The sequence below is a fragment of the Chloroflexus sp. genome, from assembly GCF_034434295.1.
GTDB lineage: Bacteria > Chloroflexota > Chloroflexia > Chloroflexales > Chloroflexaceae > Chloroflexus.
Genome location: NZ_DAOTZQ010000148.1, coordinates 50181 through 62785, shown reverse-complemented (window position 1 = coordinate 62785; position 12605 = coordinate 50181). Strand labels below are relative to the sequence as shown.

Genomic DNA, 12605 nt, shown 5'->3' with positions numbered 1-12605 from the left:
GCTCCTCGCCGGTATCAGAGAGCAGCGACGCCGTTGTCGTTGCTCCCTGATCCAACACTATGATGGAGTTCCTGCCAGGGCATGATCAAGATCGGCCAGAATATCATCAATCGTCTCCAGGCCAATCGAGAGCCGGACATAATCGTCGGTCACGCCGGTCAGCAATTGCTCTTCCGGCGTCAACTGGCTGTGGGTGGTGGTCGCCGGATGGATCGCAAGGCTCTTGGCATCACCGATATTGGCGAGGTGCGAGAATAGCCGTAACCGCTCAATGAAGGTACGTCCGGCGGCACGCCCACCCTTCAGGCCGAAGCCAACAATCCCGCTTTGCCCACGCGGCAGATACTTCTGAGCCAGTGCATAGCTCGGATGGCTGGGGAGACCGGGATAGTTGACCCACGCCACTTTGGGATGCTCACTCAGATAACGGGCCACTGCCAGCGCATTCTTGCTGTGTCGTTCCATCCGCAGCGGCAACGTCTCTAACCCTTGCAGGAAAAGGAAGCTGTTGAATGGGCTAAGCGCAGCGCCAATGTCGCGAAGCCCCTGCACTCGTGCCTTGATAATGTACGCCAGGTTGCCGAACGCCTGGGTATAGATCAGGCCGTGATAGCTCGGATCGGGATTGGTAAATTCGGGAAAACGACCACTGGCTGCCCAGTCAAACTTACCGCTGTCAATAATGATGCCCCCGATAGCCGTGCCATGACCACCAATGTACTTGGTTGCCGAGTGGATCACAATATCGGCGCCGTGCTGGATCGGTTGCCATAGGTACGGTGTGACTGTGGTGGCATCGACGATGACCGGCACACCCTGCGCATGCGCAATTGCGGCAATGCGCTCCAGGTCGAGCACATCAAGGCGTGGATTGCCGACTAATTCGAGAAAGAAGGCTTTGGTACGTCCATCAATCGCAGCGGCAAAGCCATCGTAATCACGGGCATCAACAAAGCGAGTTGTAATGCCTAACTTTGGTAATGTATGACGGAAAAGGTTGTAGGTGCCGCCATACAGGTCAGAGGATGCAACGATATTGTCGCCGCTCCCGGCCAGGTTGAGAATAGCCAGTGTTTCAGCGGCCTGCCCCGATGCCAGCGCCAGCGCACCTACTCCGCCCTCCAGTGCCGCCATCCGCTGTTCAAAGACATCGGTGGTCGGATTCATAATGCGAGTGTAGATATTACCAAACTCTTGCAGATTGAACAGGCGTGCTGCGTGGTCTGTGTCTTTGAATTGATAGGATGTCGTGGCGTAGATAGGAACAGCTCGCGACCCAGTGGTCGGATCGGGGGTTTGGCCGGCATGCAGGGCGAGAGTTTCAAAACCGGTGAAGCGCGGAGCATCAGACATAACAACCTCCTCAAAACAGATAAGCCAGATTGCAGGCAACAAAAACGCCCTCAACGTGCGATGAGGGCGTGAAATCGTTGCACTAAGCCGGTCTTCCACGTCGCTCATCTTCCAGAACACCTCTGCCGGACTTAGCACCGTTCGTATGCGGCGACGCATACGAGGGTTGCTGCGGTTTCAACGGGCCGGTCCCTCCACCGCTCTGGATGAGTGCGTGTATGTTGTTGAGGTACATTGATGGTGTCGCCTGCACCATACAGCGATATTCAATATAAACTATGCGACGTATATTTGTCAAGTATTTCGCGAAGATTGTTCTCGCTGCGTCAGCAGAAACTCATTGGACGATGCGCGTTTCACAGTTTTGTATACCGTATCACCATCAGGTATCGCTTTGCAAACAGACACCAGAATCGCCATTCTTTTGCCTTGACAAAGCATTTACTATTAGGTAGGATAGATATGGAACCCATATCTGAATCTACATATAGTCACCATTGTACGTGTACCGAATTATTGCTGCAAGCCTGATCGCCATTACTATGTCTGTTGTGAGGTGATCAGGGTGAAGCTATCTTCGACAGAGGTTGTCCGGCTTAGCGCATCTGAACCGGTCAACAAGGAGTGAGTGTGAAGATCGCCGGTAATTACACATTTGCCGCCAGTCGTGAGGAGGTGTGGGCCGCGCTGAATGATCCAGAGGTATTGGCTCGCACTATCCCCGGTTGTCAACGTCTCGAACAGGTCGGCGAGAATGAATATGAAAGCACGTTGAAAATTGGTCTACAAGCCGTTCGCGGTGTGTACAGTGGACGGGTCAAGATTGACAATCTGCATCCACCTGAGTCCTACGAAATTCATGTTGATGGAAAAGGGAGCAATGGCTTTTTGAAGGGTTCCGGCAGTATTCAGCTTCGCGAAGAAAACGGTCGCACAATTCTTGATTATGGTGGTGAAGCACATATAGGTGGCACGATTGCCAGTGTTGGACAGCGATTGCTCGATGGTGCTGCCAAGACGCTTATCTCGCAGAGCTTGAAGGCACTGGCAGCGCAGATCGAAGCTCGTCGCGCCGGTGGATCGGGTAGCGAAACTGTCGCAGAGCCTGCGGTAGCACCTGCTGCACCTGAGACACCTCCGGCGGCAACACCTGTCGAATCGGCGACGGAAACATCAACCGCTGCATCTACACCGACTTCAGCACCTACTGCATCGGCTTCAGCACCTGCCACCGAGGAAAGGGAATCATCGGTCTCAGCCCAACCGGAAACACCGTTGTTCCGCCGCACGATTCACGTGCCGGCAGGAGAAGGACTTAGCGAAGTTGATGTTGCTCTGGGTGTGATAGAAGATTTTCTGAAAGAGCGCCCATGGGTGCCCTGGGTGATTGTTGCCTTCTTACTCGGCTATCTACTCGGTCAACGACGTTGACCAGGAGACACCATCACGTTACGTTGCTTACCTGATCGGGCGGCACCATGCACGACGCTGTCCCGCCGTTTTCGCCCGTCATAACATTAGTCTGGTTGTTCGTTTCGCAGACAACGAGGAGGTTGGAGAGTGACAACGATTACGGTCACGGTTAATGGCGTTCGCCATACCAGCGAGGTAGAACCCCGCCTGCTGCTGGTTCATTACCTGCGCGAGCATCTGAATCTGACGGGTACCCACATCGGGTGCGATACCAGCCAGTGTGGTGCGTGTGTAGTTCACATTAACGGGGTCAGTGTGAAGTCGTGTACAACGTTGGCCGTTCAGTGTGATGGTGCTGAGATTACCACCATCGAAGGACTGGCTCAGGATGGTCAGTTGCACCCATTGCAAGAAGGTTTCTGGGAGAAGCACGGCTTGCAATGTGGTTTCTGCACGCCTGGCATGATTATGGCTGCTGCCGATCTGCTCAAACGTAACCCCAATCCCTCCGAAGAAGAGATTCGCCACGGTCTTGAAGGGAATCTCTGCCGCTGCACCGGCTACGAGAACATTGTCCGCGCTGTACGCTACGCTGCCGAGAAGATGGCAGCAATGCAGGCTGCTGATTAATCCGTCCGACAGAAGTTCACAAACCTAGTGAGGAGTCAAGGATGACCGCTACCGAAATGAAGGAGCGATTGGTTGGACGGGCGCTCAAGCGCCGTGAGGATCCGAAGCTGATTACCGGCCACGGCAATTACCTCGACGACATCAAGCTGCCGGGAATGCTCCATATCGCACTGGTGCGTAGCCCATACGCCCACGCGAAGATTGTTTCGATTGATGCCAGTCGCGCTCTGGCAATGCCGGGTGTTGTTGCCGTGTTTACCGGCAAGGATATGCTTGACATAAATCCGATGCCGGCAGCATGGCAGGCGGCAGGGGTAAAGAATTATCCGGTCCCGCCCCGCGCCCTGGCGGTCGATAAGGTAGCACTTGTCGGTGATCCGGTGGCGATGGTGGTTGCCGAAGATCGGTATATTGCGCGCGACGCTGCTGATGCAGTTGAGGTTGAGTACGAGCCGCTGCCGGCAGTTGTCGATGCGCGTAAGGCAGTCGAACCCGGTGCTCCCCAGATCCACGAGGCAGCTCCTAACAATATTGTGTTTGAATGGGAGTGTGGCAACAAGGCGGCAGCCGATGCGGCGATTGCCAGCGCTGAGGTCGTCGTCAAGGAAGAGATTATCAACCAGCGCCTGATTCCCACCCCGATGGAGACTCGCGGTGCGATTGCGCGCTACGATGCCACAACCGGCGAGTGGACGGTTTGGATGACGTCGCAGGCTCCCCATGTGCATCGCCTGCTCTTGACCGCATTCGTCTTCGGGGTGCCGGAAACCAAGCTGCGCTGTATTGCGCCGAACGTGGGTGGTGGCTTCGGCCAGAAGATCTTCTGCTACAACGATATGGCCTTCACTATGTGGGCTGCCCGTAAGCTGGGCCGTCCGGTGAAGTTTGTCGAAGATCGCTCTGAGAACTATAAGTATTCAACCCATGGTCGCGATCACATTACGGAAGCAGAGCTGGCCGGTACGCGCGACGGTAAGATTACCGGTTTGCGCGTGAAGACCTGGGCGAATATCGGGGCGTACTTCTCAACCGTTGCTGCCGGTATTCCAACAACACTCTACGGGCGCATTATTACCGGTGTCTACAAGATTCCTGCCGCGTATGTCCACGTGACCGGTGCGTATACCAATACGGCAATGGTGGACGCTTACCGTGGTGCCGGTCGCCCTGAAGCCAGCTATCTGATCGAGCGTATGGTTGACCGCTTCGCCGCCGAGATTGGGATGGATCCGGCGGAAGTGCGCCGCAAAAACTACATCCAGCCTGAAGACTTCCCCTACGATAACGGTCTCGGTCTGCTACCCTACGATAGTGGTAATTACGAACCGGCCTTGAATAAGGCGCTCGAAATTGTCGGTTATGCCGAGTTCCGCAAGCAGCAGGCAGAGTTGCGCAAGCAGGATCGGTATCTCGGTATTGGTATCTCGTCATATGTCGAGATTTGTGGGATTGCACCGAGTGCCTGGATGGGTGGTCAGGGCTGGGGTGCTGGCCTCTGGGAGAGTGCAAATGTCCGTGTCCATTTGACCGGCAAGGTCGTGGTTACAACCGGTTCTCTCCCTCACGGCCAGGGCCTTGAGACCACGTTCGCCCAGATCGTCGCCGATGAGTTAGGTGTGCCCTACGAAGATGTCGAAGTGCAGTGGGGCGATACGCAAGGAACTCCATTCGGCTACGGCACTTACGGCTCACGCTCGCTGGCAGTTGGTGGGGTGGCGATCAAGCGCAGCGTCGATAAGATAAAAGAGAAGGCGCGCAAGCTGGCCGCTCACTTGCTCGAAGCGAATGAAGCGGACATCGTCTTTGAGAATGGTCGGGCCTACGTCAAGGGTTCACCCGACAAGGCCAAGACCATTGGCGAACTCGCAGCAGCAGCAGCAGTCGCCTACAATTTGCCACCTGGCATGGAACCGTTCCTCGATGAGACCAGCTACTACGATCCGCCGAACTGCACCTTCCCGTTCGGTACCCACGTAAGTATTGTTGAGGTCGATCCAGAGACTGGTCATGTCAAACTCCTGCGTTATATCGCGGTCGATGACTGTGGCAATCAGATCAATCCGCTGATTGTCGAAGGGCAGATCCACGGCGGTATTGCCCAAGGGCTGGCCCAGGCGCTCTATGAGGGTGCGGTCTACAACGAGGACGGTCAGTTGCTGACCGGTACGTTGATGGACTATGCAGTACCGACCGCAGCGATGGTGCCTCATATCGAAACCGACCACACCGTAACCCCGTCGCCGGTCAATCCTCTCGGTGTCAAGGGTGCGGGTGAGGCCGGAACGATTGCATCGGCCCAGTGTGTGATGAACGCCATCATTGACGCACTGGCACCGTTTGGGGTGAAGCATCTCCAGATGCCGGCAACGCCAGAGCGCATCTGGAAGGCAATCCACGGGAAGTAGGTATATGCCGGCAGGTGCAGGGTTAGACCTGCGCCTGCTCATCATAAGGAGTAGCTATGATTCCAGCCCCATTTGATTACTATGCGCCAACCAGCCTGGCTGAGGCGTTAACCCTGTTGCAGCGCCACGGTGATGATGCGAAGATTTTAGCCGGTGGTCACTCGCTGCTGCCGGCAATGAAGTTGCGTCTGGCATCACCCGCTGTTTTGATCGATATCAATAAGGTTGCCGAGCTGCGTGGCATCAAAGTTGACGGCACCGTCGAGATCGGTGCCATGACTACCTGGAGTGCTATTGAACACGATGCAGCGCTGGCAAAAGCATGCCCGGTGATGGCTGAAGCAGTCAGTCTGATCGGTGATATTCAGGTGCGCAACCGGGGCACGATTGGCGGTTCGCTGGCCCATGCTGACCCGGCTGCGGACATGCCGGCGGTAGTACTGGCGCTCGATGCCCAGATTCACGTTGAAGGGCCGAATGGCCCTCGCGCAATTGCTGCTGCCGATTTCTTCACCGATATGCTGAGCACGGCGCTGGAACCGGGTGAGATTATCACCGCGATTACTTTCAACAGCCTCGGTGCCGGTGAAGGGGCTGCCTATGCGAAATTCCCCCATCCGGCCAGCCGCTACGCGATTGTCGGCGCAGCCGCCTACGTCAAGATGGAGAATGGTCAGGTAACTGCTTGCCGGGTGGCTATTACCGGAGCTGGCCCCAAAGCCGAGCGTCAGCCGGCCGTTGAGCAAGCCCTGATTGGTACCGATGGCAGTGCTGACGCCATTGCCGCCGCCGCCGCACACGCCGGCGAAGGAATGGACATGCTCGGTGACATTCACGCCAGTGAAGAGTACCGCCGGGCAATGTGCAAGGTGTATACAAAGCGGGCGCTGCTAAAGGCGGTTGAGCGGGCGCGGTAGTAGTAAGCGCATTTTCAAGGTAATGATGAGGTGGGGCAATTACATACATTGCCCCACTTTTCATAAGTTCAGTTGGGTATAAGGCAGGACACATTCTTACTTTAACCAACTCTCTCTGTCTTTTTTACCTCCTCTTCATAATTAGATAAGTTTCTCATAATGTCTATATGCTACAGTACGACCGTTTGTATTGGCTTAGTACTGGGAGGACATGTAATCGTTATGCTGCGGAATGCTCGATACCCATTGCTACTTTTGCTGATTGGCTTTGTGTTGGCGGCATGTGGCTCTGCACCCCAGTCTGCACCTGCCCCGACTGCTGCACCTGTTGCGGCAACAGACACCTGCCCAAGACCGCCTGAGATGGACACCCGTTTTTGTGATGAGGATGGTGATCTGGTGGCTGACCCGCCAAAAGATCGATCACAGTGGGTGAATCCAGATACGATTATTTTTGCCTACACACCGGTGGAAGACCCGGCTGTGTATCGGGTTGCCTGGGCCGATTTTCTTGCCCATTTGGAGCAAGTGACCGGTAAGAAGGTCGAGTTTTTTGCTGTCGACTCAAACGCAGCGCAGCTTGAGGCAATGCGTGCCGGACGCCTCCACGTTGCCGGATTTAATACCGGAAGTGTACCATTCGCTGTCAATTTTGCCGGTTTTGTCCCCTTCACAATGATGGCGAAAGCAGATGGTTCGTTCGGCTATGAGATGGAGATCATTGTACCGGCCAACAGCGATGTTCAGTCAATTGAGGACTTGAAGGGTCGTCAGATCGCCTTCACCGAACCAACCTCGAACTCAGGCTTCAAGGCACCCTCAGCGCTCCTATCGTCACAATTCAACATGGTTGAAGGTCGTGATTTTAACGCTGTCTTCTCCGGTGGTCATGACAATTCAATTCTTGGTGTAGCGAATGGTGATTACGAGGCGGCTGCTATCGCGAATTCGGTCATGAAACGGATGATCGAGCGTGGTGTGATCTCTGCTGATCAGGTGCGTTCCATTTACCGCTCGCAAACCTTCCCGACGACCGGCTATGGTTATGTGTACAACCTCGATCCCGAGCTGGCCGCTAAAGTACGCGAAGCGTTCGCAACGTTCAACTGGGAAGGGACATCGCTCCAACAAGAGTTTAGCAAGTCGGGAGAGGCACAGTTCATACCGATTACATACCAGGAGTACTGGGCAGTTATTCGACAGATCGATGCTGCCCTGGGTGTGAAGTACGTACCGTAGAGTAGATTTGTCTCGTGCGAGGCGGATGACTCGATCATCCGTCTCGCGTATTTTATATCAGGAAAGCATTCGTATGCTGAGGATAGAACAACTAGTAAAGAAGTACCCAACTGGTGATACGGCGTTGAAGGGGGTTGATCTGACCGTACCTGAAGGGCAGGTGCTGGCATTAATCGGACCTTCAGGTGCCGGCAAAAGTACGTTGATCCGTTGCGTGAATCGTCTGGTTGAACCGACTTCGGGTCGTATCTGGCTGAAAGACACTGAGATTACAGCCCTCAATCATGCGCAATTGCGACGTGTCCGGCGGCGGATTGGAATGATCTTTCAAGAGTACGCCCTGGTTGAGCGGTTATCGGTGATGGAGAATGTCCTCTCTGGAAGGCTGGGGTACGTGAACTTCTGGCAGAGCTGGTTTCGTCGTTTTCCGCAATCCGATATCGATCAGGCCTTTATGCTGCTTGATCGCGTTGGTTTGGGCGAGTTTGTAGATAAACGAGCCGATGCTCTTTCTGGCGGTCAGCGTCAACGGGTTGGGATTGCTCGTGCGTTAATCCAGAATCCAGATTTGCTTTTGGTTGATGAGCCAACCGCGAGTCTTGATCCAAAGACATCACGGCAGATTATGCGTTTAATCACCGATTTGGCCCGTGAACGAGGACTGGCTGTTATTATTAATATTCACGATGTTCCCCTGGCCCAGATGTTTGTGCAGCGTATTGTTGGTCTGCGTGCAGGCGAGATTGTGTACGACGGTTCGCCAGACAATCTGTCATATCAGCAACTGACTGAGATTTACGGCGAAGAAGATTGGGGTCAGAAACGAGAAGTCGCTCTGCAGGATAGCGAAGCCTCTGTGATCGAGAATGAGCGAACAGTATAAGGGTAAACCCTCAGGATTGACGGTATGGCGACAACAATCTCCTCCTCAACCAGCCGACGCTGGCGTAAACCACCGTGGATTAAAAACCCCTGGCTACGATGGGGACTTCTGATCGGCAGCCTGACGTATCTGATACTTGCGATCAGCTCGATAGCTATTGATGGTAATCGGCTGGCTCGTGGTTTACAGCGTGGTGCCCAGATAGTCAGTGCCTTCCTCCAACCGGATTTTGTATCGCGTTGGAGTGATATTCAAGCCGGTGTCCTGGAAAGCCTGACGATGACAGTAGTTGCCACCGTGGCGGGAGTACTCCTGTCGATACCAATCGGCTTGGGAGCAGCCCGCAATATTGCTCCAGCACCGGTATATCTGGTATGTCGTGGTCTCATCATTCTTTCGCGCACATTTCAAGAAGTGGTCATTGCCATCGTCTTTGTCGTCATGTTCGGCTTTGGCCCACTGGCAGGTCTCTGTACACTGATCTTTGCTACTGTTGGCTTTCTGTCCAAGTTATTGGCTGAAGATATTGAGGAGGCCGATCCTGCCCCACTAGAGGCAATCAGGGCTACCGGTGCTTCTTGGTGGAAGCTCATCACTTACGCCGTAATACCGCAAGTAGCGCCCCGCCTGGTAGGTTTGAGCGTGTATCGCTTCGACATCAACCTGCGCGAGTCGGCGATCATTGGTATTGTTGGGGCTGGTGGGATCGGCTCGACCTTGCAAACAGCTTTCAGTCGTTACGATTATGACGTAGCCAGTGCAATCTTAATTGTGATTATTGCGCTGGTGATGATAACTGAACTCATCTCTGGTGACATTCGGAAGAGGTTGCAGTAATGCCGGTACGTATCAGTGGTCAAACAAAGCTCTGGCAGCGCTACGACATCCAGACTCGTTTACGAATCTGGGCTGGCTGGTTGGGTGGTACCATCGTGACCCTCATCTGCTGGAATGTTATTTCAGGTGCAACCCGTTGGGAGTTTGTTGCCGATGCGTTGCAGCAGCTTGGCATCTTTTTACAACGTATGTTTCCACCTGACTGGAGCTATGCCGGCCAGTTGTGGCAACCGCTCTGGGATACCGTGAATATTGCGACACTCGGCACACTGCTGGCTATCGTGCTGGCATTTCCGCTCAGTTTTCTTGCAGCGCGCAATACGACACCCCACCCGCTGATCCGCTACCTGGCTTTACTGATAATTGTGGTATCGAGATCGGTGAATTCGCTGATCTGGGCATTGATTATTGTGGCGATTACCGGTCCTGGCACGCTAGCCGGGATTATCGCCATTGGCCTGCGTTCCATTGGTTTCATCGGCAAACTGGCGTATGAGTCAATTGAAGAGACAAGCCGTGAGCCGGTTGAAGCAATTACTGCTACCGGAGCCAGTCCGTTGCAAGTGTTAAGCTATAGCATCCTGCCCCAGGTTATGCCAAGCTTTGCAGGAATCAGCGTTTTTCGCTGGGACATCAATATTCGTGAGGCGACAGTCCTCGGTCTGGTTGGTGCAGGAGGAATTGGACTCAATCTCAATTCGGCAGTGAATTTACTGCGCTGGGATCAGGCTGCAATGATCTTTGTCGCCATTTTTGGGTTGGTGCTTATCAGTGAATGGATTTCGGCAAAAGTGCGGAAAGCGATCATTTAGACTCTGTGCGAATTGTTGCCATAGCGACAAGAGAGACGGGGAGCGAGAAGTTATTTCTTTCGATGATCAGGCACGATCAGCCGGGTCAACGGCATGACCAGCTCCTGATCGTGAGTACGACTGGTGCGGAGCCGCGCTGCCGCACGCCAAACGTTGCGACACGCGCTTGACGAGCGGGCAAGTCAACTAGAACCTGTTTCAAAAACATCTCCTGTGAAGGTGTCTCATTCATTGCCGATCGACTCCATGATCGTGACGAGCACGCCTGGCATCTGCGTGACTGGCCGGTTCAACGATGTGACACGTGCCGGATCGTGTGTACGGCTGGCGCGGCAGCCATGCTGCCGCACGCCAAACGACGCCACACGCGAATGATGAGCAAGCCAGGTACCCAATCCAGCGCGTGATGGCACCGGAGATGGTTATTAGAGCGCGACAGTACAACTTTTTATGAAATAAGTTCTAATCCAACGAGTGATAGCTCCAGATGGTCGTCAAACCGCACCTTTCCGAATGTTGGAGATAGGTTTTTACATCACGAAAGAAACACTCCCCACGCACTGGTCGCCTGCGTGGGGAGTATAAGGTCACGATACTACCGGCTATACCCGCTTGAGGTAGACGATAACCTTAAAGCCCGACTGTACCCCTTCCATTGTGAGCGCATACAGTCCTTTCGGTAACAATTGCGGCCCAAGGATCAGCAGGCCATAGAAGCCATCGGCATCGGCTGTGTTATCGCCTACCACCTCAAGGCCAACTACCTGACCGATTTCTACCTGCGTGATATACGTGCCTACCCGTTCACCGGGGGTAAAGCCAAAACCACCGGCAGCCGTCTCGGTAACGTCATCCGTAATGCAGGCAATAGTGATCTTGCCATTGATCGGCGCCGGAATGTCGGCACAGGGATCGGCTGGAGCTGGTGGCGGCGCTGGTTGGGGAGGTTGCGGGGCAAATGCCTCGCGGCCCAACAAACCAAGCAGGACAACGTCAGGCCCAAGATTGGTGTGTAATTCAAACCGTGCCCGCTCGAACCACTGAGTCAAAACCGTATCGCCGGAAGAGTTGGTCTCCAGACGTGGCTCGGTGAGTGGTAATCCGAACAGGGCCAGGCTCTCAGCTTCGCTAAAGCCACGCCGTCCGTCGAAGTCCAGGCCATGCGATTGCCAGTAGCGCAGGAATGCATCGCAGACCAGGTGTTGTGTCTGTGCAAAGTAGCGACAACCTGCCTGTGAGGTGGTAGAAGCTTTGGGTTCATTTTGCCAGGGTGTGCCCCGCCGCTGCAAGAGATCGTCACCCAGCCGACCGAGCAAAACATCGTAGGGACGTGCGTTCTCTGGATGCAGCTCAAAGCGATTGCGCTCGAAGATTTGCACCAGCCGCACCTTACCTTCAACCTCTTGCTGGAAGGCCGGTGTTATCGGAAAACCAAACACTGGCAACCCACCGTTCTGCTGCCAGTATTCGGCAAATCGTCCCTCAACACAATCGGGAACTTCATTGAAGCAGATGCGGCTCTGCGCCTGGGCTGGCACAGCCGGCATCAGCGCGGTCAATAATGTTGCTACAACTGCTGTGAACAGCAGGCGCAGCCGGTGCGATCTCATAAAAACCTCCATGCAGTTTCAAGAGTATATAGGGGTGTGACCGGCTCTTGCATTATACGTGAGACAGGTTGCAAAATCAAACATGTGTTCGATAGCATGCCCTTCCTGTATCGAAAGCCGCTTGAGCAAAGCAGAATGCCTTACGGAGACCCGGCATAATGGGTTCATAATCCCGGTAATGTTAGAACTTATTTCATAAACGCTGTGCTGTCGTGCTCCCAGACGGTCGCCCAGGCGTAGGAACGCTTGCCAATCGCTAACAACAGCATATCCTGCTCCCAGGCTGCCAGTACGGTAGTGAGGATGGGTGACGAACCTTGCCGGTGTCATCACGCGCTGGATTGAGTATCTTACCCACTTTTCATGCATGTGGCGCAGCGTTTGGCGTGCGGCAGCATGGCTGCCGCACCCACCAGCCGTACTTTGTGCCCGGCACGTGGCACGCAGTTGAACTGGCTGGTGACGGAGATGCCGTTTGTGCTCGTCACAATCGTAGAGTCTGTCAG

At 54.4% G+C, this 12605-nt stretch carries 10 protein-coding genes and 1 riboswitch; of the genes, 8 read left to right on the top strand and 2 right to left on the bottom strand.

Annotation, left to right across the window (positions count from 1 at the left end):
- Positions 1-57: 57 nt before the first annotated feature.
- Complete coding sequence (locus VAE57_RS18555; RefSeq protein ID WP_322816279.1) at positions 58-1353, bottom strand: homocysteine synthase; 1296 nt, start codon at positions 1351-1353, stop codon at positions 58-60.
- A gap of 101 nt (positions 1354-1454) precedes the next feature.
- Positions 1455-1566, bottom strand: a riboswitch (SAM riboswitch).
- 417 nt (positions 1567-1983) lie between these two features.
- Here VAE57_RS18555 and VAE57_RS18550 point away from each other — a divergent pair.
- The 8 genes from VAE57_RS18550 (at position 1984) to phnE (VAE57_RS18515) (ending at position 10489) form a co-directional block, all read left to right on the top strand.
- The gene (locus tag VAE57_RS18550) at positions 1984-2784 is read left to right on the top strand and encodes a carbon monoxide dehydrogenase subunit G (RefSeq protein ID WP_322823311.1); all 801 of its coding nucleotides are present in this window, start codon (positions 1984-1986) and stop codon (positions 2782-2784) included.
- 129 nt (positions 2785-2913) lie between these two features.
- Complete coding sequence (locus VAE57_RS18545; protein ID WP_322823310.1) at positions 2914-3396, top strand: (2Fe-2S)-binding protein; 483 nt, start codon at positions 2914-2916, stop codon at positions 3394-3396.
- A gap of 41 nt (positions 3397-3437) precedes the next feature.
- Positions 3438-5801 (top strand): xanthine dehydrogenase family protein molybdopterin-binding subunit, encoded by a 2364-nt coding sequence (locus tag VAE57_RS18540; protein WP_322823309.1) that lies wholly within the window; start codon positions 3438-3440, stop codon positions 5799-5801.
- A gap of 56 nt (positions 5802-5857) precedes the next feature.
- A complete protein-coding gene (locus VAE57_RS18535; protein WP_322823308.1) occupies positions 5858-6718 on the top strand; it encodes a xanthine dehydrogenase family protein subunit M in 861 nt (286 codons plus the stop codon).
- 222 nt (positions 6719-6940) lie between these two features.
- A complete protein-coding gene (gene phnD, locus VAE57_RS18530) occupies positions 6941-7957 on the top strand; it encodes a phosphate/phosphite/phosphonate ABC transporter substrate-binding protein (protein ID WP_416208479.1) in 1017 nt (338 codons plus the stop codon).
- Positions 7958-8030: 73 nt separating this feature from the next.
- A complete protein-coding gene (gene phnC, locus VAE57_RS18525) occupies positions 8031-8840 on the top strand; it encodes a phosphonate ABC transporter ATP-binding protein (RefSeq protein WP_322823306.1) in 810 nt (269 codons plus the stop codon).
- Between the two features lie 24 nt (positions 8841-8864).
- Positions 8865-9677, top strand: a complete 813-nt coding sequence (phnE, locus tag VAE57_RS18520; RefSeq protein WP_322823305.1) for a phosphonate ABC transporter, permease protein PhnE — start codon at positions 8865-8867, stop codon at positions 9675-9677.
- Positions 9677-10489 carry a phosphonate ABC transporter, permease protein PhnE gene (phnE, locus tag VAE57_RS18515; RefSeq protein ID WP_322823304.1) on the top strand — a complete coding sequence of 271 codons (813 nt, stop codon included), beginning with the start codon at positions 9677-9679 and terminating at the stop codon, positions 10487-10489. The genes phnE (VAE57_RS18520) and phnE (VAE57_RS18515) overlap by 1 nt, the downstream gene beginning before the upstream one ends.
- A gap of 602 nt (positions 10490-11091) precedes the next feature.
- Here phnE (VAE57_RS18515) and VAE57_RS18510 read toward each other — a convergent pair.
- Entirely contained in the window at positions 11092-12099 is a 1008-nt protein-coding gene (locus tag VAE57_RS18510) for a hypothetical protein (RefSeq protein ID WP_322823303.1), read from the bottom strand.
- Between the last annotated feature and the right edge of the window lie 506 nt (positions 12100-12605).

Coding starts and splice junctions, on each gene's coding strand:
- VAE57_RS18555 (WP_322816279.1), bottom strand. CDS start 1,353: ATGTCTGATGCTCCGCGCTTCACCGGTTTTGAAACTCTCGCCCTGCAT.
- VAE57_RS18540 (WP_322823309.1), top strand. CDS start 3,438: ATGACCGCTACCGAAATGAAGGAGCGATTGGTTGGACGGGCGCTCAAG.
- VAE57_RS18535 (WP_322823308.1), top strand. CDS start 5,858: ATGATTCCAGCCCCATTTGATTACTATGCGCCAACCAGCCTGGCTGAG.
- phnD (WP_416208479.1), top strand. CDS start 6,941: ATGCTGCGGAATGCTCGATACCCATTGCTACTTTTGCTGATTGGCTTT.
- phnC (WP_322823306.1), top strand. CDS start 8,031: ATGCTGAGGATAGAACAACTAGTAAAGAAGTACCCAACTGGTGATACG.
- phnE (WP_322823305.1), top strand. CDS start 8,865: ATGGCGACAACAATCTCCTCCTCAACCAGCCGACGCTGGCGTAAACCA.
- phnE (WP_322823304.1), top strand. CDS start 9,677: ATGCCGGTACGTATCAGTGGTCAAACAAAGCTCTGGCAGCGCTACGAC.
- VAE57_RS18510 (WP_322823303.1), bottom strand. CDS start 12,099: ATGAGATCGCACCGGCTGCGCCTGCTGTTCACAGCAGTTGTAGCAACA.